The sequence below is a fragment of the Mesorhizobium sp. M0923 genome, from assembly GCF_040319365.1.
Classification (GTDB): Bacteria; Pseudomonadota; Alphaproteobacteria; order Rhizobiales; family Rhizobiaceae; genus Mesorhizobium.
The window spans coordinates 155,303-174,781 of record NZ_JAMYNW010000006.1; the positions used below are offsets into that span (position 1 = coordinate 155,303).

Below are 19,479 nucleotides of genomic sequence, written 5' to 3' on the forward strand. Positions count from 1 at the left end.
TCTCCTGTTGTTCGTTTGGTCAGTTGGTCAGGGCGCGCGCCAATTGGGTCGCGCCCGTCCTGAAAGTGTCTGCAACAGCCGAGGCGAGCTGCCTCAGCGCCCGGCCTGCCTTGATCGGCTTGCCGTCGAGAGCGGCTTCAAAGAGCTCCCGAACCGGCTCAGGGTCGATGCCGTCGGTGATGAAGACGAGGCGGGTACAGCGATCCGCGCTTGGCCAGGCGTCGAGGATTGCCGGCGGGTAGATGACGTGCTGGACCACATGAATGACGCGGGGGCGTTCCGGCTCATCGCGGTCGTGCACAAGACCCTTGACCCTCAGCAGTCGGGGTCCCGCGGACATCGACAGCAGGTCTAGAAACCTTCGGAATGCGTCTCGTCCGATCGGCAGCTCGCGGGTGATCGCAAAGGTGCGGATTCGTCCGCCGTGACGTGCAAACGGAGATGCTCCCGGCTTGGCGGTCCCGTTCGAACCGTGACCGCCATCACCGCGGATGGCTTCCTCGAGCGCCAGCCAGCCGATCACGTCATCGCCGAGCGATGCGGGTGCATAGACGCGTCGCTGAAAGAGCCCGGCTGGATCGAATCCGCCCTGGTGGGAGTCGTCGATCGGCGCAGCCGGATTGAGCGCGGTCAACCGTACCCTCAGGCTCTCTATATCCCGGATCGTGGCCGGATCGCGCGCCAGATCGGACTTCGTCAGAACGATGCGGTCGGCGAAGGCGATCTGCTTGGCTGCCTCAAAATGGTTTTCGATCGACAGTTCACCGGTGACGATGTCGACGAGGGTGACGACGCCCGCGAGTTCGTAGTTTCGAGCGACAAGATGATCGCGCAGACCAAGAGCCGGCGCGCCGCCCGGCATAAGCTGATTCACAAGCGGCGCTGGATCGGCAAGCCCGGTCGTCTCGATGATGACACGGTTGAAGAAGACCTCGCCAGCTTGCGTAAGGACGTGAAGCTCGTGAAGCGTCCATCGAATGTCGCTGCCGATCGTGCAACAGAGGCATCCTGTTGTCGTGCGGGCAACCTGCGTCTCGCCGACGCGCACAAGATCATGGTCGAGCGCGACATCTCCGAATTCGTTGATGATGACAGCCGTGTCGCAAAAGGCGGGATCGGCGAACAGCCGGTTGAGAAGCGTCGACTTTCCGGCGCCGAGAAAGCCGGTCAACACGAAGACCGGTGTCTTATCCATGGGCGCAGGTCACGCACAGGCCCGACAACTCGACGGTGGCGGCCTTCGTGCGAAAGCCTTCCTTCCTGGCAAGTCGGCGCAGCACGCACTCCAGCGCATCATCATGGAACTCTTCGGCCCGCCCGCATTTCGTGCAGATCGCAAAGATCGCATGACCGTCTGAGCCGCACCCGGCGCGCGTGCAGAGCGCGAAGGCGCTGAGGCTCTCGATCTTGTGGGCGGTGCCGTCTTCGATGAGTTGTTCCAGGGCGCGATACACCTGGAGCGGAGAGCGCAGCCCATCCTCACGCAGAAGCTCAAGCAGTTCGTACGCGCTCATCGGCTTTTGGGCTTGCTCCAAAGCCTCGAGCACGAGCTGACGATTCCGCCCGTGTCTGCGGTTCGTGGCTTCAGGCGGGGCTGTGATGGTGGTGCTCATGGGGTGATGATATAACGTTTTCGATTTGACGAACGTAATAACATAACGTAGTCGACCGTCAAGAGCGGGAGCCGCATCGGCTTCCGCAGGGACGGAACGAATGTCTGCATGCGTGAATTTTGAGAACCTGACGCTGGGCTATAACAGCCACCCGGCGGTTCATCACCTGAACGGGGTGGTCGCCAAGGGGTCGCTGACGGCGGTGGTCGGGGCCAACGGTTCCGGCAAGTCGACTCTGATGAAAGGCATCGTCGGCATCCTGAAGCCGATGGCCGGCGCATGCACCGTCGCGCCGGGCGTGAAGCTCGCCTATCAGCCCCAGCAATCGGAACTGGACCGCTCCTTTCCTGCCCGTGTCGTCGACTTGGTGTCGCTCGGCCTGTGGCCACGGCGCGGTCTTCTCGGCCGCTATCGTCCGGAGGACCGTGAAGCGGTCTCGCAGGCGCTGTCGGCGGTCGGAATGGAAGGTTTCGAGAGGCGGCCGATCGACACGCTGTCGGGCGGGCAGTTGCAGCGCGCGCTGTTCGCGCGCGTGCTGGTGCAGGATGCGGACCTCATCCTGCTCGATGAGCCGTTCAACGCAATAGATGCGCGAACCGTGTCCGACCTGATCGATCTCATCAAGCGCTGGCAGGGAGAACAGCGCACCATCATGGTCGTTGTCCACGATCTCGATCTCGTGCGGCAGCATTTTCCGGACGCCTTGCTCTTGGCCCGCCGTCCCGTGGCCTGGGGCGACGCACGAAAAACGCTCGCACCCGAGAATCTACTGCGCGCGTGGGAGTTCCACGAGGCATGGGATGAGGATGCGCCATGGTGCGCGCCCGAAGAACATGTCCCCAGCGACGCGCATGCCCACGATCATCATCTTGCGCATGGTCATCACGATCTGCCGCACCCCGGTCCCGTCGAGCAGCCGGCGCAAGCGGGCAATGCCGGTCACAGAGGCGCGGCCTGATGCTTGCCGTCTATGACTACCTGATCGCACCGTTCGTTGAGTTCGCCTTCATGCAGCGGGCACTCGCTGGAGCGTTGATGCTGTCGGTCAGCGCCTGCCCGGTCGGTGTGTTCCTGATGCTTCGGCGCATGAGCCTTACCGGGGACGCCATGGCCCACGCGATCCTGCCCGGCGCAGCCACCGGTTTCCTGCTTTATGGCCTGCAAATCGTTCCGATGACGCTTGGCGGACTGGCCGCCGGCGTCATCGTGGCGCTCGGTGCCGGTGCCGTATCCCGCCTGACGATACAGAAGGAGGATGCCTCGATGGCCGCCTTCTATCTGATCTCGCTGGCGCTTGGCGTACTGATCGTATTGCTGCGCGGCTCGAATGTCGATTTGATGCACGTGCTGTTCGGCACGGTGTTGGCCCTGAACAACGATGCATTGAGCCTGATCGGCACGATCACGGTTGTGACTTTGGCGGCCCTTGCGATCTTCTGGCGCGGTCTGGTCGCGGAATGCCTTGATCCGCTGTTCCTGCGCTCGGTCTCGCGTCTCGGACCGCCGGTCCATTTCATCTTTCTGGGACTGGTCGTGCTGAACCTCGTCGGCGGCTTCCAGGCGCTCGCACGCTGCTGTCGGTCGGCCTGATGATGTTGCCGGCCGCGGCCGCGCGCTTCTGGACCTCGCGCGTCGAGCCCATGTGCCTGCTGGCGGTCGTGATCGGCGCCGCCTCCTGCATCTCCGGCCTACTCCTTTCCTACCACGCCTCGCTGCCCTCGGGGCCGGCGATCATCCTGTCGGCGGGTGTGGTCTATCTGCTTTCCATTTTTGCCGGCACGCGTGGCGTTCTCGCCACGCGCGTCCGGCACTCATCCCACCGCACCGCCTGAACAAAGGAGTCGATCGAATGTCCAGAATGCTGAAGCTTGCCGCCGCCGTGAGCGTCATAACATCGTTTCCCGCCGGACTTGCCACCGCCTCGGCCGAGAATCTGAAGGTCATCGCCAGCTTCTCGATCATCACCGACTTCGCGAGACAAGTCGGCGGCGACCGCGTCGACATCACCACGCTGGTGGGACCGAACGGCGACGCTCATGTCTACTCACCCAAGCCGGCAGATGCCGCCGCCGTCGGCGCCGCCGACGTGGTGCTGGTCAACGGCCTCCAGTTCGAGGGTTTTTTGCAGCGTCTCGTCGAGGCGAGCGGCACCAAGGCGCCGGTCGTGGAACTGACCGAGGGCGGCGAGGTGTTGCGTAACGCCGAGGAAGAACACCATCACGGCGGCGAGGAAGCCAAGGAGGGCGAAGAGGGCCACGACCACGCCGCCGAGGAGGCAAAAAGAAGGGCACGATCACGGCCATGAGAAAGGTCATGGCCATCACCATCATGGCGAATATGATCCGCATGCTTGGCAATCGGTCCATAATGCCGAGGTCTATGTGAAGAACATCGCCGATGCCTTCTGCACGGCCGACGCGGCCGGCTGCGACACTTACAGGGCCAATGCCGAGGCCTATGGCGAGAAGCTCGAGGCACTGGAGACGGAGATCAAGGCGGCCGTGGCCGATATCCCCGAAGGCAAGCGGGTCGTGATCACCTCGCACGATGCCTTCGGCTATTTCGAGCATGAATACGGCATCAAGTTCCTCGCGCCCGAAGGTGTGTCGACGGAATCGGAAGCCTCAGCCGCCGACGTCGCCGCACTCATCAAGCAGATCAGGGAAGACAAGGCTTCGGCGATTTTCGTCGAGAACATCACCAATCCACGCCTGGCCGAGCAGATCGCCAGCGAGACTGGCCTGAAGGTTGGCGGTGAACTCTATTCCGATGCGCTGTCGGACGAGAGCGGACCGGCACCGACCTACATCGACATGATCAAGCACAATGTGAGGACGATCAAAGGCGCCATCCTCGGAAGCTGAGCGCTTGCGCGCGATTGGAAAAGGCGGAGCAAATCCGCCTTTTTCTTCGGATCAACTCGGTTATGTAATAACATTAAGGAGAGAAAGATGAAGTTGAAGTTCGCGTCAGCCACGGCAGTCGCTCTGGTCCTTTCACTGTCGGCAGGAACTGCCCATGCGGAGGACGTCACCGCATGGCGTCTTTTCGTCACCGACCGCGAACAGCCGAAGGTGACCGTCATAGATGCCGTCAAGGGCGAGGTGCTCGATACTTTTGCGCTCAAGGGTCCCGCATCGCTCTACCGTAGCACGAGCGGCCGCACCGTGTTCGCGGTGCAGGGCGATGCTGGCAGCGTCACGTCGATCTCGAGCGGCATCTCCTTCGATGACCATGGTGACCACGGCGACATCGACGTCGAGGCGCCGAAGCTGACGGGCACCGAGATTGCAGGTGAGAAGCCCTCGCACTTCGTTGAGCATGACGGCGTGTTCGCCGCTTTCTTCGACGGTGAAGGTGTCGGCAGGATCATTTCGGAGAAGGCAGCGCTGGAGGGGAAGTCCGAGTTCAGGGAAGTGAAGACCGCCGCGCCGCAGCACGGCGTCGCAGTCGCCTATGGCTCGCATGTGCTGTTGTCGGTGCCGAACAAGGAAAAGCCGGACGAGCTCCCGGTCGGTATCGGGACCGTTGACGCCACCGGCAATCAGGTCGACGAGACTGCCGCCTGCCCTGACCTCCATGGCGAGGCCTCGTCGGGCAATATTCTGGCCTTCGCCTGTGCAACGGGTCTGCTCGTCGTCACGCATGGGGACGGAGCGCCGGAGATCCAGCATCTACCTTATGCGGACAGTCTGCCGGACGGCAAGTCCACGACGCTGATCGGTGGTCGCGGACTGCAATATTTCCTCGGCAATTACGGCCCCGACAAGGTGGTGCTGATCGACCCGACAGCTAAAAGTGACGCTTTCCGCCTGATCGAGCTGCCGACGCGCCGCGTGCATTTCGCCGTCGATCCGATCCGGGCGAAGTTCGCTTATGTCTTTACCGAGGACGGCCAGTTGCACCAGCTCGATGTGGTGTCCGGCACGATCACCCAGTCGCTCAAGCTGACCGGTCCATACTCGATGGAGGGTCACTGGAACGATCCTCGTCCGCGTGTCGCAGTCGCCGGCGACAAAGTCGTTGTCACCGATCCGCTGAAGGGCGTCCTGCACCTAGTCGATGCTGCTACCTTCGCCAAGGCAGGCGAGATCGCCGTCGAAGGCAAGCCCTACAACATCGTGGCCGTCGGCGGAAGCGGCAAGGTCCACGATCAAGAAGCTGAGAAAGATCCCGCACATAGCCACGATCCGGCGGTCCAGCAGATCTATAAGGGCTACTTTGAGGACGGGCAGGTGAAGGACCGCGCCCTGTCGGACTGGGCCGGGGAATGGCAGTCGGTCTATCCCTATCTGCAGGATGGGACACTCGATCCGGTCATGGCGCACAAGGCAGAGGGCGGCGACCAGAGCGCCGACGAGTATCGCGCCTATTACGAAATCGGCTATCGGACCAACGTCGAGCGGATCAAAATCGATGGCGACACGGTAACCTTCTTCGAGGGCGGGAAGCCGCTCGAAGCCCGCTATGTCAGCGATGGCCATGAGATCCTGACCTACAAGAAGGGCAATCGTGGCGTTCGCTTCATCTTCAAGAAGACCGAAGGTGACGCAGCAGCGCCAGAATACATCCAGTTGAGCGACCACAAGATCGCGCCCGAGGCAGCCGACCACTATCACCTCTACTGGGGCAACGATCGTGCGGCCCTGCTGGAGGAAGTGACGAACTGGCCGACCTACTATCCATCCTCCCTGAACGCGAAGGAGATCGTGAGCGAGATGATGGCGCACTGACCGCAGCGTCTTTCGCTCTCGTTTGCGCCCGCGCCACACAGGCCGGGCGCGCTCCTTCCATACGTCCGTCAGTCCAAGAGGCCGCCATGCTCGACACAGCCAAACCTCAAAACCGTCTTCCCGTCACCGTGCTCTCCGGTTTTCTCGGCGCCGGGAAAACTACTCTTTTGAACCACGTCCTCAACAACCGAGAAGGTCGCCGTGTCGCCGTCATCGTCAACGACATGAGCGAGGTCAACATCGATGCCTCGCTCGTGCGCGATGGTGGCGCGAATCTCTCCCGGACGGATGAGAAGCTGGTCGAAATGACCAATGGCTGCATTTGCTGCACGTTGCGCGACGACCTCCTGAACGAAGTGCGTCGCCTCTCCCAGGAAGGTCGCTTCGACTATCTGCTGATCGAGGGCACTGGCATCGCCGAGCCGCTGCCGGTCGCCACCACCTTCGATTTCCGCGACGACAACGGCGAAAGCCTGTCGGACGTCTCCCGCCTCGATACGATGGTGACGGTCGTCGATGCGGCCAACCTTTTGAAGGACTATTCCTCGCAGGACTTTCTGCGCGACCGCGGCGAGACGGCCGGAGAGGGCGACGACCGCGCCCTGGTCGACCTGCTGGTCGAGCAGATCGAGTTCGCCGACGTCGTCGTGATGAACAAGGTCTCGGACGCCGAGCCGCACGATCTCGACCTTGCCCGCAAGATCGTCCGCTCGCTCAATCCGGATGCGGAGCTGATCGAAGTCGACTTCGCGCAGGTGCCGCTCGACAGGGTTCTCAACACCGGCCGGTTCGATTTCGAGAAGGCCGAGCAGCACCCGCTCTGGTTCAAGGAACTGAACGGCTTCAAGGACCACGTTCCCGAGACCGAGGAATACGGCATCCGGTCTTTCGTCTATCGCGAGCGGCGGCCGTTTGACCCGATGAAACTCAAAGCCTTTGTCAATAAGTCATGGCCTGGCGTCGTGCGCGCGAAAGGTTTCTTCTGGCTGGCCACACGTCCGCACTATGTCGGCGAAATCAGCCAGGCCGGCGCGCTCATTCGCACCGGCAAGCGCGGCCTGTGGTGGGCCTCGGTGCCGAAGCACCAGTGGCCGGACCATCCTGAATGGAAGGCCAGCATGAAGCCCTATCTCGACCCGATCTGGGGCGACCGTCGGCAGGAGATCGTGTTCATCGGCTGCGACCCGATGGACGAGCAGCAAATCCGTGCGGAGCTGGATGCCTGCCTCGTCGAGGAAAAGGACTTTTCACCTGGGCGGTGGCGCGACCTCCCGGATCCATTTCCAAGCTGGGAAAGACAGGCAGCATGACCAGGATTGCCGGAGGGGCGGGTCCGACATCGACCGAAACCATTCACAAGAAAGGCATCGGTCGGGCAATGCGCCGCTTCCCTGCGGGGTTTGGCGTCACCATCCTTCTGGTGGCGTCGATCTTCACCGGCGCAATGCTCGGGCGCATCTCTCCGACGACCGGCGAGGTCCTTGGCGGTTAGGTCGACTATACAGTGCTGCTGCTCGTCGGCCTTCTGATCCTCGAGGTTCGGTTCGAGACGCTGCGCAAGGGCCGGTCGAATATCCGCTTTCTCTCGATCGCCTGGATATCGAACTTCGTTTTCGTGCCTGCAATCGGATTTGTGATCGCATCCCTGTTCCTGTCCGGGCAGCCGCTTTTCTTCACCGGGCTGGTCATCTATTTCATGGCGCCCTGTACCGACTGGTTCCTCGGCTTCACCCGCCTTGCCAAGGGAAACACGGCGCTCGGTGCCGTGCTGCTGCCGATCAACATGATCACGCAGCTCCTGCTCTATCCAGTCTACCGTTACCTCTTCGCGGAGGGCGTCGCACCGGTCGGCGCCAGCGCGAACGAGGATACGCTACTTCAATGGTTCCTCGCCCCGTTTGCGACCGCCATTGTGCTTCATCAGATCTTGAAAGCCGTCCTACTGCCGGCACTCTTCTCCCGGTTGCTCGCATGGGTGGGCGTTGCGATCCCCTTCGTGATCGCGCTTCTCATAATGGAGATATTCGCTCGCAATATCGGTGTCATGATCGAACATGCCTCCATCTTTGCAATCATGCTGGCGGCGATCTTCCTGTTCTTCGTCGCCACATTCGTCGTCGGGGAAGTCGTCTCGAAGATCACCGGGCTTCGTATCCGGAGCATGCATTGCTGACCATGACCACGGCGGCACGCAATGCACCGATAATGCTGGGCCTGACGGCCATCGCCATGCCCGACCAGCCACTGGTCTATGCCGCAATGATTTTGAGTGGCCGATGGTGTGCCATGTGCCACTTCACGGTGCTTTGTGCTGCCTTATTTGCGGAGCGCGCTAAGAAAGCAATGCCGATTCGGTCGACCAACAAGCAGTTCCAAGATACGAGCGCGAGGTAAACGTTGGAAACGCCCAATTGTCGTGGCCGAATGCGTCATGCCACTGCACCATGTCGTGCGGGAGGAAGATGGACGGCGGATATTCGCGAGCCAGGAGACCTGCCGTCACATATCGATCCATCGTCACGGGCGGGGAAGCCCGGAACAGGAGCATGAAATGAAGATCACCAGCGCCTCGCGGCGTGGACCGACGCTGCCTTTCCCGAAACCTGTCGATTGTTCGATCGTGCGGACGGCCTGACCGTCCTTCCGATCGTCACGACTCGCGCGGCTTCCAATCCGTATTCGGGGATAGTCCATGACATCGTTTTTCAAGACGCCGCTGCGTGCGGCTCTCCTTGTCGCTTCTTTCGCGCCAGCTACCTTTGCCGCCCAGGCCCAAGCTGCCGAAACCACCTATCCGCTGACGCTGGAAAACTGCGGCCACCAGATCACCTTCCAGAAGGCGCCGGGGCAAACCGTCTCGATCGGCCAGAGCAGCACCGAAATCCTCTATCTGCTGGGCCTCGCTGACAGAGTCGTGGGTACCGCGCTCTGGGTCGGCCCGGTCTTGAAGGACTACGAGGAGGTCAATTCCAAGATCGACCGTCTGGCAGACAACGATCCGAGCTTCGAGAGCGTGCTCGCCAAGAAGCCGGACATCATCGCCGTCCAGTTCCAGTGGCAGGTCGGTCCGGAGGGCGTGGTGGCCAAGCCGGAGCAGTTCGAGGAACTGGGTATTCCGGTCTACACTTCGCCGTCCGATTGCGTCGGCAAGGAGAACTCTGCGGCAAGCGACGGCGTGCGCCACCAGGTCTTCACCATGGATCTCGTCTATAAGGAGATCCGCGAACTGGCGCAAATCTACAACGTCCAGGACAAGGGCGAAGAGGTGGTCGCCGACCTGAAGGAACGTGAAGAAGCGGCCCGTGCCAAGGGCGCGTCAGCCGAGGGCAAGCTTTCGGCCGTCTTCTGGTTCTCGAGTGCCGCCGATGCCGATCCGTATGTCGCGGGGAAGAATGGCGCGCCGGGCTACATCATGTCGGCACTCGGTATCGAAAACATCATCAAGGCCGACGACGAATGGCCGACGGTGGGCTGGGAAACGATCGCCAAGGCTGATCCGACGATGATCGTTGCAGGCTCGATGGGGCGCCGCCGCTATCCGCTCGACAGCCTTGAGGCCAAGCTCGAGTTCCTGAAGAGCGATCCTGTTACGACCCTGATGCCGGCGGTGAAGGATGGCCATGTCTTCGACATGGACGCACAGGCCATGAACCCCACGATCCGCACGATTGAGGGCATTGAGGCGCTGGCCGATGCTATCGCCAAAGCGGGCCTCGCCAAATGAGCCTGACGCTGACATCGATCGGACGAACAGGCGCGGCTTTCGCCGCGCTCGCCATCCTGCTGACGGCCCTCTGGATGGGAGCGGCGATCGGCGAGACGGCCGTTCCGTTCTCAACCGTGGCACAGACGGTAGCAAACCGGCTTTGGAATGCAGGCTATCCTTTGGAGCCGATCGACGAAGGCATCATCTGGAGCTATCGCCTCAGCAGGGCGGTTGTCGCCGCCGCCTGCGGTGCCGCACTTGCACTGTCCGGCGCCGTGCTGCAATCGCTGCTGCGCAATCCGCTGGCCGACCCTTACACTCTCGGCATCTCCGCCGGCGCCTCGACGGGTGCTGTCAGCGTTGCGATCCTCGGGTTCGGAGCCGGCATGCTGACGTTGCCACTCGGCGCCTTCCTCGGTGCGATCATCGCCTTCGTGCTGGTCAGCGTGCTGGCGGTGAAGGCAGGGCGCGGCACGGCGACGATCATTCTCGCGGGCGTGGCCGGCTCGCAGCTCTTCAATGCGCTCACCTCGTTTATCGTCACCAAGGCGGCGACGGCGGAACAAGCCCGCGGCATCATGTTCTGGCTGATCGGAAACCTCTCCGGCGTGCGCTGGCCGGATGCCTGGCTGGCTGTACCGGCCGCGCTCGTCGGCCTCGTCGTCTGCCTCTGGCATGCGCGCGCTCTGGATGCCTTCACGTTCGGCTCGGAATCGGCCGCTTCGCTCGGCATCTCGGTCAGGCGCACCTATCTGGCTTTGGTCGGCGTCTCGGCGATGATGACCGCCGTCATGGTCTCCATCGTCGGTTCGATCGGCTTCGTCGGTCTGGTCATCCCCCATGCGGCGCGCATGCTCGTCGGCGTCCGCCACGGCGTCTTGCTTCCCGCAGCCGCGCTGATCGGAGCCGTCTTCATGATCGTTGCGGATATTCTGTCGCGGACGCTGATTCCCGGCCAGGTGCTGCCGATCGGCGTGATCACCGCGCTCGTCGGCGCTCCCGCCTTCGCACTCATTCTCGGACAAAGGAGGGGCCGCGCATGACGCTCTCGGCCAGAAACGTCTGGTGGTCCGCCGGTGGAATGGAGATACTCAGGAATGTCTCGCTGACCGTGGAGGCCGGCGAGTTTCTCGGAATCGTCGGTCCGAACGGTTCCGGCAAGACGAGCCTGATGTCGTTGCTTGCCGGCATCCGCAAACCGAAGTCGGGCGAGGTCCTCCTGGAGGGCGCGCCGATCGGGGCTCTTTGCCGGCGTGTCATTGCGCAACGTCTTGCACTGGTCGAGCAACAGGCGGAAACCGGGGAACGGATCACGGCGCGGCAGGCGGTCGAACTCGGTCGTACCTCCTATCTCGGACCGTTGTCGCCATGGTCGTCGCAAGATTGTCACATCGTCGATGCGGCGCTTGAAAACGTCGACATGGCGCATCTCGCCGGCAGGCTCTGGCACACGCTTTCCGGCGGCGAACGACAGCGCCTGCACATCGCCCGCGCGCTTGCACAGGAGCCGAAGATCCTTCTGCTCGATGAACCGACCAATCATCTCGACATCGGTCACCAGATCCGTCTTCTCGATCTGGTCCAGCGCCAGGACCTGACGGTGGTCGCGGCGCTCCACGATCTGAACCACGCCGCCATGTTCTGCGACCGGATCGCAGTCATGCAGGGTGGCCGGCTGGTGGCGCTCGGCCCGCCCCAGGAGGTGCTGACCGAGGACCGTGTCCGGGACGTGTTCGGCGTGGATGTCGAGATCGAACAGGATTGCGACGGCGTCTGCCATATCCGTTTTCGGGCGCGGCGTCCGCAGGCACGGTCCGATGTCGTCCGTTCGGCAAGGCGTGCCGCCGTGGGAGCCTGACGCGATGGAGATGCGCAACTATCACCTGAAGGAAGATATTCGCGAATACTGGTCAAAGCGTTCAGCGACGTTTGATCTCGCGTTCGGTCACCGCATTCCGCCGGGCCCGGAATTGGACGCCTGGGCGGCGGCGGTAGACTCTGCGATCGGGCCGGGCCCGCAGAAGGTGCTGGAACTCGCCTGCGGCACAGGCGAGGTGACGAATGTCCTGCTCTCGCTGGACCACGAAGTGACGGCGCTCGACTTCTCGGAAGCCATGCTCGGCGTGGCCCGTGCGAAGCACGCCGGCAACGCGCGGGTACGTTTCGTTCTCGCCGATGCCGAGCGCACCATGGAACCCGACGACAGCTATGACGCGGTTATCTGCCGGCATCTCGTCTGGACGCTGACGGAGCCCGAACAGGCGCTCGCCGACTGGTTCCGGGTGCTGAAACCGGGCGGAAAGCTGCTCGTCTTCGACGGTGACTGGACGAAACCGACGCGCGTCGGACGGCTGGCTTCGCTGGCCGTCCGGTGGATAGAGCACTTCATCGGCCACGATCCATATTATGACGGTGCCATGAGCGAGAAGCATGCTGACGTCATGACACGTCTGCCCTTCTGCGAGGGTCTGACGGCGGAACGCCTTCAGCCCCTGGTGCAAGCTGCAGGCTTCGAAAACGTGGGGCTTCCCTCGCACCGGTCGATCGCCATCGCTCAACGGAAGACCGCGGACCTGAGGAACAGGCTTCGGACCCTGTTCTACCGTCGCTTCATTCTCGTTGCTTCACGTCCTATCGGCACAGCGCCAGGACAACCAGAATTCACTCGCTGACGGTTACAAAGGCTCTTACGTGAAATACAGTCTTGCATCATACATTTCAGCGGCATTTGTCGCTTCGACTCTGTATCCTTCGGCGGGGTTCGCCCAGGAAACGCACTATCCGTTGACGATCGAGAACTGCGGCCGCACGCTCATCTTTGACAAGGCGCCAGAGCGCGCCGTCGCGGATGGACAGAATTCGGCGGAAGTGTTCTACCTTCTAGGCCTCGGCGACAAGGTGGTGGGCACCGCCCTTTGGATCGGGCCGGTGCTCGAGGGGTTCGAGGAGGTGGACGCGCGCGTTCCCCGCATTGCCGAACTCGATCCTAGTTTCGAGGGAATCCTGGCAACGAAGCCTGATTTCATCACGACGCAGTTCCAATGGCAGATCAGTTCGGAAGGCGTGGTGGCAAAGGTCGAACAGTTCGAGGAACTGGGTATTCCGGTTTATACGGCGCCCGCCGATTGCCATCTCAAGGGCAAGCAGGCCACCGGCGAACCGCCGAAGTTTTCGATGCAACTGACCTATCAGGAAATCCAAGAGATCGCGCGTATCTTCAATGTCTCCGGTCGTGGTGCAAAGGTCGTAGCCGGCCTGAAAGCGCGCGAGCAGACGGCAAAGGCCCGGATTGCGTCGCTGAAAGGTGAGGTATCGGCCGTCTTCTGGTACTCCAGCGCCAAGCTGAATTGCGGGCGACACCCAGATTGGACTTGGTCTGCTCGATCGCGAGCCCGGCCAGCTTGAGGTCGTTTATTTCCTGGGCAAAGCGAGCGCGCAGCCGATCGGTGATCAGCCCTTGCGAGAGCGTTGTGTTGAGCTTGGTGATCGCGGTGGAGGTTGTGTTTTGAGCGCGTTCTCCAAAGCATCGATCTGCTTGCGCCGCTCGATCTCCGCGATGAGGTCCTCGGCGACGCCCGCTAGCCACTGCTGGTCCTTTAGTGCGGTGAGTTCAGCGCGACGCGCTTGTCGCCCGGGGTCCTCGTCCGCGGCTATCAAGCCGAATAGGACTAGGCTGTGGGCCTGTCGGACGAAAACGGCCTCCTCGAAGCGTTGTCCGGCATCCGCCCGCTCGAAGTCGTCAAGCTTTACATCGCTGCCTTGAGCGGTTTGCCACCGCCGGCGCCAGCTTTCTTCCCGCGGAAACCCGGCTGCTGCGAAATAAAGCAGCGGATCCAGATCGATCTTGCGCCGGGAGGGGAAAGCGAGAGCACCACCGGCGCGTACGCGATCTGCGCCCTGCATCTTGCCTGGTAAATAGAGCCTCGACGTTTCCGTGTGGGTTTCGTCGCCCTGGCGGTCGTACTCGCGACGGTGGCCGCTCCAAGCCAGGTAATCCGAAAGTCGGTAGCCGGCGACCTTATCATCGATGATGACTTCGTCGGCCTCGGTTACACTGAATTGGTCGGCCGCGCGATCCGCCGCGTCGGCAAGTCGGTAATAGCCGGGGTGGGCGGCGATGAACTCATTTGCCGTATGTGCTACCCCCTCAATCATGGCCCCGGGGGCGGCCCTAGCAGCCTTCCTCATCGCTGAAACATAGGCAGGGTCATAAAGCGTATCGGCATCCGCCTGCAGAATAACACCTCGCGCGCTGCGCGTTCACTGGCGACGAGAACACCGCGACGCCGGGGTGGGACGTAGCCGCGCTCGGTTTCGTGTGCGAGGAACACCCTGTCTGGACTCGCGCGTTGGATCGCTTCCATTACCTCCAAGGTTCGATCTGCGGAACCGTTATCGACCAGGATCAGGGTCGCGTCCGCTGGCGTCGAAACATCGGGCCAGCGAATGGCTCTGGGAACGAGCTTCAGCGGAAGTCTTTTCCCCCCAGACGCAGAACTTTAAACGTCTATTTCTATGGAATTTATAGAATTTAGTCTTGGATGAGAACTCGTCATTGCCCGCTGCGTCCTGGCGGGCCCTTACCTGATTGGCCAAATCGCAATTAGCGATTTCGGCTGCCGAGCAAGACAGCCCGCCATTACCTATGACGGCGGGTTACCCACGTCACCAAATCCCATCCGCCGATCGCTGCGCGGCCGGTGCACGGCGGAGCGTTGCAAGCAGCGTGCCGTTCAACAGATTGGAGACTTTCATGACTAAGCCCACCCTCGTCGATCAGATCATCCCGGACACCGATGTCATCCCGCTTACCGGCCGTGTCGGTGCTGAGATCAAAAACGTCCGCCTTGCCGGCGATCTGCCTGCGCAGACAGTCACTGCGATCAACCAGATCCTGTTGCGGCACAAGGTCGTCTTCTTCCGCGATCAGGCGCATCTCGATGATGCCGAGCAGGAAAGCTTTGCCCAGCGCCTCGGTGATCTCGTCCCCCATCCGACCGTCGGCGCCATCAAGGGAACGGCGTCCATCCTGGATCTCGATTCCAGTCGCGGCGGCGGCCGCGCCGATCAATGGCACACCGACGTCACCTTCGTGGATGCCTATCCGAAATTCTCCATTCTGCGTGGCGTCGTCATCCCGGCGGCAGGCGGCGACACGATCTGGTCGAACACCGCTGCGGCCTACGACAGCCTGCCGACCGAGTTGCAGCGTCTCGCCGACACGCTCTGGGCCGTACATAGCAACGTCTATGACTACGCCGCAGTTCGACCGCGCGCGACCGCCGAGGAGAGGAAGCACTTCGACGAAGTCTTCACCGGCACGATCTACGAGACGGAGCACCCGGTGGTCAGGGTGCATCCGGAGACCAGCGAGCGCACCCTGCTTCTTGGCAACTTCGTTCAGCGCCTGGTCGGCCTCTCGAAGAGTGATTCGCAACGGCTCTACGAGGTTTTCCAATCCTACGTCACCGCGCCGGAAAACACCGTGCGCTGGCGTTGGAAGGCCGGCGACGTGGCGATTTGGGACAACCGCGCCACGCAGCACTACGCGGTCAATGACTATGGCGATCAGCACCGTGTCGTGCGGCGCGCCACGGTCGATGGCGATGTTCCAGTCAGCGTCGACGGCCGCCGCAGCGTCACCCGAGTCAAGGTCGCGAAGCCCGCGACGGCCAAGGCTGCCTGAACCCACGACAAAGGAATCACGATCATGAAACTGCGTATCGCCGCGACCATAGCCGCCCTTTTGGCCTCGCTCGCATCCGCATCGGCCGAGGAACTGACCATTCGCTTCGGCTATCCGGGCGTCGGCTTGGACAACCGCCAGTATTCGCAGGGCGACGCGACCTCCTATGCCCGCGCCCGCGAGTGGATCGAGAAGGAATTCGCCAACGACAAGAATATCAAGGTCACCTGGACCTACTTCCGCGGCGCTGGTCCCGCCCTCAATGAGTCGGTGGCGGCCGGTCAGCTCGACTTTTTCCTGCTCGGTGATCTGCCGGCCATCGTCGGCCGCTCGCGTGGCCTCGATCATAAATTTCTGTTCGCCACAGGCCGGCACCAGCCGATCTATCTCGCCGTGCCGGCGGCCAGCGAAATCAAGTCGATCGAGGATGTGAAAGGCAAGAAGGTGGCGCTCTTCAAGGGTACCAATCTCCAGTTGGCCACAGACCGCGTGCTCGCCGTGCATGGCCTCACCGAGAAGGATGTCCGTTTCATCAATCTCGACACCAACGCGGCCGTTCCGGCCCTGACGTCAGGCAATGTCGACGCGGTGTTCGGCGGGCCGGAATATCTGGCGCTCGCCAAGAAGGGCATCGTGAAGATCGTCTACTCGACCAAGGGCGATGATCCGACGCTCGGCCGCAACTCGTCTTACCTGGTGACGACGGAATTCGAAAAGGCCAATCCGGAGGTGACTCAGCGGGTCGTGACCACCTTCATCAAGGCGACCGCTTTCGCCACCGAGCCGGCCAATCGCGACGAGGTGTTCGATGGCTGGTCCCTGTCGGGCTTTCCGAAGGACACCTTCGCGACCGATTTCGATGGGGACACGCTCGCCAATCGGCTCAATCCGCTCATCGATGATTTCGTCATCGCCCGCTACAAGGACCAGGTCGCCGGAGCCAAGGCTTATGGCCTCGTAAAGGGCGACGTCGACGTCGATGCGTGGCTTGAACCCAAATATCTCAACCAGGCGCTCAAGGATTTGAAGCTCGAGAATTTCTGGTCGAGCTACGACGCCAAAGGCGCTGTCGCGCGCCTCGGTGAGCTCGACAAGAAGCAAATCAACTGACGATCTTCTCGGCCCGTCGTCCGCGACAGGCCGAGGGCTCGCCTACGCATATCGAGACGGGAAGCCCATGAGCCTCATTCTTTCGGAAGGCCGTCCCCTCGCGGCCCGCGACGCGGCGTCGCGTGTGCCTCCCATCCTCACCAACATTGCACTCGGCGCATCCTTTCCTCTCGCTCTCCTGCTCGCCTGGACCCTCTCCTCCCGCTATGGCTGGCTGCCGCAGCAAATTCTGCCAGCTCCGAGCCTCGTCTGGGCGACCTTCCTCGACCTCCTGCGCGACGGATCGCTTCTGGACCATACGGTGCAGAGTCTCAGGAGGGTGTTCGTCGGCTTCCTGTTCGGCGCCGTCTTCGGCCTTTCCGTCGGCGCGGCGATCGGTCTCTTGCCGAAGGTTCGCGCCTATGTCTGGCCTGTCTTGACCGCGATCACCCAGGTAAATGTGCTCGCCTGGCTGCCACTGCTCATTCTCCTCATCGGCATAGACGAGGAACTGAAATATGTGTGCATCGGCTGGTCCGCGGCAATCCCGATTATCCTCGGCACATCGCGCGGGATAGCCAATATCCCGCCCGCGCTGGTCGAGCTCGGCCGTGTCCTGAATTTCAGCCGGCGCCAGAATCTGGGCATCATCGTGCTTCCGGCGTCCTTGCCGTCGCTCTTCACCGGCCTTCGCGAGGGGCTGGCGGCGGCCTGGCAGAACCTCGTCATCGTCGAGCTTTTCGCCTCGTTCGAAGGGCTCGGATACCTGATGACCTGGGGACGGCAGCTCTTCCAGCTTGAGCTGGTGATCGTCGCCATGCTGGTGATCGCCGCGATCGGGCTCGCGCTGAACGCGGTCCTTCAGGTGCTCGAGCGCTTCGTCCAGCCGTGGGAACTGGAGACCAGCGATGGCCGCTGAAGTCATCCGGCGCATCGTCGATAGTGCCACGAGCCGCCATTGGCGGACCGTTATCTCGTTTATCGCCGTCTTTCTGCTTTGGGTGGCGTCGACGCGTTTTGGCTGGGTCGATCTCCGCTTTGTGCCATCGCCGGGCGCGGTGTTCGATCGGGCCCGAACCGAGTTCACGACGGGCACGCTCCTCTTCGATATCGCGGAAAGTCTCAGGCGCAATCTGACGGGGTTCACGATCGGTGCCTCGGCCGGCCTGCTGCTCGGCCTTGTCCTCGGCTTTTCACGCACCGTGGAGCGGGTCGTCGGCCCTACCTTGCTCGCCTCGCGCCAGGTCGCCCTCTTCGCTTGGGTACCGCTAATCTCGGTCTGGTTCGGCGGAGCGGACGCCGGCAAGATCGCCTTCATCGCGGTCGCCGCGTTCCAGCCCGTCGTGATCAATACGTGGCAAGGCGTGCGCGGCATCCCGGCGAGCTATCGCGAGCTTTCCGATGCGCTGCTTTTCAGTCGTGTGGATTTTGCCCGGCTCGTCGCCATTCCGGGCGCGCTCCCGGCGATCTTCACTGGCCTCCATGCCGCGCTGATCTATGCATGGCTCGCGACGCTCGGTTCCGAGCTCTTCCTGAACGTCACGCCCGGCATCGGCGGACGATTGAACGAAGGAAGCCAGCTCTTCGAGACAGACCTCCTCTTCCTCGGGATCATCGTGCTTGGCGCGATTGGCCTTTTCTACAACAGCTTAGCCCTTTGGCTGGAAAACTGGCTTCTTCGACGGAGAACCCGATGAACAAGATCGTAACTGCTCCCGCCTTGGTCGGCGATGTCGCGCCGGCTCTCGAGATTCGCGGTGTCGACAAGACTTTCAGGGTTGCCGGGCGAGATGTCCTTGTTCTTGCGGGTATCGACCTGATGGTGAGCCCGGGCGAATTCCTCGGCATCGTCGGGGCCTCCGGTTGCGGCAAGTCCACGCTCTTGCGGCTCATTCTTGGGCTCGACCTCGACTATCAGGGCGAGATCCGGATCGACGGCCGGCCCGTGGAGCGCCCGGGAATCGACCGTTCGATCGTCTTCCAAGACCACCGCCTGCTTCCCTGGCTGACCGTCGAAGCCAATGTGGCTGCTGCGCTTCGACGGAGTCCGTCGAGCCGGGCGAAGAAGGAGGAGGCCGTCCGAGAGCATCTGGAGCTCGTCGGCCTCGAACAATTCGCCAAGGCTTATCCCGCGCAGCTTTCCGGCGGCATGGCGCAACGCGTCGCGATCGCCCGCGCACTGGTCAACCGCCCCCGCTTTCTGCTCCTTGATGAGCCTCTGGGCGCGCTCGACGCATTGACACGGCTCAGGCTTCAGGACGAACTCAAGCGTATCGTCCAGCACGAAGGCACGACGGCCGTTCTTGTCACGCATGACGTCGACGAGGCGGTGCACCTCGGACATCGGGTCGTGGTGATGCAACCGCACCCCGGACGGATTGCAGCCGTGCTGCCGGTCCCCTCGTCGGCGCGCTTCGACCGGTCGTGCGTAGATTTCATTCGCCTCCGCGACGAGGTACTAGAGCTGCTAGGCGTCGAGGCAACGAGCAGGCCGCTGCCGAGCATGGAAAGACGACTGGTCTCGGCAGACTAGAGAGACCGTCAAGCTGTATCCGCTCATTCGAAAATGAATGAGGTGGATCAGAGTGGAAACTGCGGCGGTCTGCCTAGCTGTGAATCCGCTCCGAAGCGTGACCCCCACGCAATTCGCTG

At 62.2% G+C, this 19,479-nt stretch carries 19 protein-coding genes and 3 pseudogenes; 19 read left to right on the plus strand and 3 right to left on the minus strand.

What is annotated here, in order from left to right; genetic code table 11:
• Positions 1 to 19 precede the first annotated feature (19 nt).
• Both NKH89_RS12720 and NKH89_RS12725 read right to left on the minus strand, forming a co-directional pair.
• The gene (locus tag NKH89_RS12720; protein WP_023803138.1) at positions 20 to 1,195 is read right to left on the minus strand and encodes a CobW family GTP-binding protein; all 1,176 of its coding nucleotides are present in this window, start codon (positions 1,193 to 1,195) and stop codon (positions 20 to 22) included.
• Complete coding sequence (locus tag NKH89_RS12725; protein WP_023803137.1) at positions 1,188 to 1,613, minus strand: Fur family transcriptional regulator; 426 nt, start codon at positions 1,611 to 1,613, stop codon at positions 1,188 to 1,190. Before NKH89_RS12725 ends, NKH89_RS12720 begins: the two co-directional genes overlap by 8 nt.
• A gap of 100 nt (positions 1,614 to 1,713) precedes the next feature.
• Between NKH89_RS12725 and aztA the strand changes: the two genes are divergently transcribed.
• The 14 genes and pseudogenes from aztA (at position 1,714) to NKH89_RS12795 (ending at position 13,457) form a co-directional block, all read left to right on the plus strand.
• Entirely contained in the window at positions 1,714 to 2,571 is an 858-nt protein-coding gene (gene aztA / locus NKH89_RS12730; RefSeq protein WP_023803136.1) for a zinc ABC transporter ATP-binding protein AztA, read from the plus strand.
• A pseudogene (gene aztB / locus NKH89_RS12735) lies at positions 2,571 to 3,445 on the plus strand (zinc ABC transporter permease AztB). The gene aztA and the pseudogene aztB overlap by 1 nt, the downstream one beginning before the upstream one ends.
• 17 nt (positions 3,446 to 3,462) lie before the next feature.
• Positions 3,463 to 4,477: pseudogene (gene aztC, locus NKH89_RS12740) on the plus strand (zinc ABC transporter substrate-binding protein AztC).
• A gap of 87 nt (positions 4,478 to 4,564) precedes the next feature.
• A pseudogene (gene aztD, locus NKH89_RS12745) lies at positions 4,565 to 5,737 on the plus strand (zinc metallochaperone AztD); the annotation flags it as partial.
• Positions 5,732 to 6,346, plus strand: a complete 615-nt coding sequence (locus NKH89_RS12750) for a ZinT family metal-binding protein (protein WP_502896891.1) — start codon at positions 5,732 to 5,734, stop codon at positions 6,344 to 6,346. The pseudogene aztD and the gene NKH89_RS12750, both read left to right, overlap by 6 nt.
• An 86-nt stretch (positions 6,347 to 6,432) precedes the next feature.
• On the plus strand, positions 6,433 to 7,656 hold the full coding sequence (zigA, locus tag NKH89_RS12755) for a zinc metallochaperone GTPase ZigA (protein WP_352908995.1): 1,224 nt from the start codon (positions 6,433 to 6,435) through the stop codon (positions 7,654 to 7,656).
• A complete protein-coding gene (locus NKH89_RS12760; protein WP_023803128.1) occupies positions 7,653 to 7,838 on the plus strand; it encodes a hypothetical protein in 186 nt (61 codons plus the stop codon). Before zigA ends, NKH89_RS12760 begins: the two co-directional genes overlap by 4 nt.
• Before the next feature lie 12 nt (positions 7,839 to 7,850).
• Positions 7,851 to 8,519, plus strand: coding sequence for an arsenic resistance protein (locus tag NKH89_RS12765; RefSeq protein ID WP_023803127.1), 669 nt, complete (start codon positions 7,851 to 7,853; stop codon positions 8,517 to 8,519).
• Positions 8,513 to 8,740, plus strand: coding sequence for a hypothetical protein (locus NKH89_RS12770; protein ID WP_023803126.1), 228 nt, complete (start codon positions 8,513 to 8,515; stop codon positions 8,738 to 8,740). The genes NKH89_RS12765 and NKH89_RS12770 overlap by 7 nt, the downstream gene beginning before the upstream one ends.
• A 298-nt stretch (positions 8,741 to 9,038) precedes the next feature.
• A complete protein-coding gene (locus NKH89_RS12775) occupies positions 9,039 to 10,070 on the plus strand; it encodes an ABC transporter substrate-binding protein (RefSeq protein WP_023803125.1) in 1,032 nt (343 codons plus the stop codon).
• The gene (locus NKH89_RS12780; protein WP_023803124.1) at positions 10,067 to 11,095 is read left to right on the plus strand and encodes a FecCD family ABC transporter permease; all 1,029 of its coding nucleotides are present in this window, start codon (positions 10,067 to 10,069) and stop codon (positions 11,093 to 11,095) included. Before NKH89_RS12775 ends, NKH89_RS12780 begins: the two co-directional genes overlap by 4 nt.
• On the plus strand, positions 11,092 to 11,910 hold the full coding sequence (locus NKH89_RS12785; RefSeq protein WP_023803123.1) for an ABC transporter ATP-binding protein: 819 nt from the start codon (positions 11,092 to 11,094) through the stop codon (positions 11,908 to 11,910). Before NKH89_RS12780 ends, NKH89_RS12785 begins: the two co-directional genes overlap by 4 nt.
• A gap of 4 nt (positions 11,911 to 11,914) precedes the next feature.
• Positions 11,915 to 12,724 (plus strand): class I SAM-dependent methyltransferase, encoded by an 810-nt coding sequence (locus tag NKH89_RS12790; RefSeq protein WP_023803122.1) that lies wholly within the window; start codon positions 11,915 to 11,917, stop codon positions 12,722 to 12,724.
• A 19-nt stretch (positions 12,725 to 12,743) separates the two neighbouring features.
• On the plus strand, positions 12,744 to 13,457 hold the full coding sequence (locus NKH89_RS12795; protein ID WP_352908999.1) for an ABC transporter substrate-binding protein: 714 nt from the start codon (positions 12,744 to 12,746) through the stop codon (positions 13,455 to 13,457).
• Positions 13,458 to 13,502: 45 nt separating this feature from the next.
• Here the strand turns inward: NKH89_RS12795 and NKH89_RS12800 are convergent, their stop codons facing one another.
• Positions 13,503 to 14,207 carry a hypothetical protein gene (locus NKH89_RS12800; protein WP_023803120.1) on the minus strand — a complete coding sequence of 235 codons (705 nt, stop codon included), beginning with the start codon at positions 14,205 to 14,207 and terminating at the stop codon, positions 13,503 to 13,505.
• 598 nt (positions 14,208 to 14,805) lie between these two features.
• Between NKH89_RS12800 and NKH89_RS12805 the strand changes: the two genes are divergently transcribed.
• The 5 genes from NKH89_RS12805 to NKH89_RS12825 all read left to right on the plus strand — a co-directional run bounded on the left by NKH89_RS12805 (position 14,806) and on the right by NKH89_RS12825 (position 19,360).
• On the plus strand, positions 14,806 to 15,738 hold the full coding sequence (locus NKH89_RS12805) for a TauD/TfdA dioxygenase family protein (RefSeq protein WP_023803119.1): 933 nt from the start codon (positions 14,806 to 14,808) through the stop codon (positions 15,736 to 15,738).
• Between the two features lie 24 nt (positions 15,739 to 15,762).
• Complete coding sequence (locus NKH89_RS12810; protein ID WP_023803118.1) at positions 15,763 to 16,848, plus strand: ABC transporter substrate-binding protein; 1,086 nt, start codon at positions 15,763 to 15,765, stop codon at positions 16,846 to 16,848.
• A gap of 67 nt (positions 16,849 to 16,915) precedes the next feature.
• Positions 16,916 to 17,746, plus strand: coding sequence for an ABC transporter permease (locus tag NKH89_RS12815; RefSeq protein WP_023803117.1), 831 nt, complete (start codon positions 16,916 to 16,918; stop codon positions 17,744 to 17,746).
• On the plus strand, positions 17,736 to 18,524 hold the full coding sequence (locus NKH89_RS12820) for an ABC transporter permease (protein WP_023803116.1): 789 nt from the start codon (positions 17,736 to 17,738) through the stop codon (positions 18,522 to 18,524). Before NKH89_RS12815 ends, NKH89_RS12820 begins: the two co-directional genes overlap by 11 nt.
• A gap of 23 nt (positions 18,525 to 18,547) precedes the next feature.
• Positions 18,548 to 19,360: an ABC transporter ATP-binding protein gene (locus tag NKH89_RS12825; protein WP_031256667.1), complete on the plus strand. Its 813-nt coding sequence runs from the start codon at positions 18,548 to 18,550 to the stop codon at positions 19,358 to 19,360.
• The last annotated feature ends 119 nt before the right edge of the window (positions 19,361 to 19,479 follow it).

Bases quoted from the DNA above. Each gene is read 5' to 3' on its own strand.
- NKH89_RS12805 (WP_023803119.1), top strand. From the start codon at position 14,806: ATGACTAAGCCCACCCTCGTCGATCAGATCATCCCGGACACCGATGTC.
- NKH89_RS12775 (WP_023803125.1), top strand. From the start codon at position 9,039: ATGACATCGTTTTTCAAGACGCCGCTGCGTGCGGCTCTCCTTGTCGCT.
- NKH89_RS12725 (WP_023803137.1), bottom strand. From the start codon at position 1,613: ATGAGCACCACCATCACAGCCCCGCCTGAAGCCACGAACCGCAGACAC.
- NKH89_RS12720 (WP_023803138.1), bottom strand. From the start codon at position 1,195: ATGGATAAGACACCGGTCTTCGTGTTGACCGGCTTTCTCGGCGCCGGA.
- NKH89_RS12780 (WP_023803124.1), top strand. From the start codon at position 10,067: ATGAGCCTGACGCTGACATCGATCGGACGAACAGGCGCGGCTTTCGCC.
- NKH89_RS12760 (WP_023803128.1), top strand. From the start codon at position 7,653: ATGACCAGGATTGCCGGAGGGGCGGGTCCGACATCGACCGAAACCATT.
- NKH89_RS12810 (WP_023803118.1), top strand. From the start codon at position 15,763: ATGAAACTGCGTATCGCCGCGACCATAGCCGCCCTTTTGGCCTCGCTC.
- NKH89_RS12815 (WP_023803117.1), top strand. From the start codon at position 16,916: ATGAGCCTCATTCTTTCGGAAGGCCGTCCCCTCGCGGCCCGCGACGCG.
- aztA (WP_023803136.1), top strand. From the start codon at position 1,714: ATGTCTGCATGCGTGAATTTTGAGAACCTGACGCTGGGCTATAACAGC.
- NKH89_RS12820 (WP_023803116.1), top strand. From the start codon at position 17,736: ATGGCCGCTGAAGTCATCCGGCGCATCGTCGATAGTGCCACGAGCCGC.
- NKH89_RS12785 (WP_023803123.1), top strand. From the start codon at position 11,092: ATGACGCTCTCGGCCAGAAACGTCTGGTGGTCCGCCGGTGGAATGGAG.
- zigA (WP_352908995.1), top strand. From the start codon at position 6,433: ATGCTCGACACAGCCAAACCTCAAAACCGTCTTCCCGTCACCGTGCTC.
- NKH89_RS12790 (WP_023803122.1), top strand. From the start codon at position 11,915: ATGGAGATGCGCAACTATCACCTGAAGGAAGATATTCGCGAATACTGG.
- NKH89_RS12800 (WP_023803120.1), bottom strand. From the start codon at position 14,207: ATGATTGAGGGGGTAGCACATACGGCAAATGAGTTCATCGCCGCCCAC.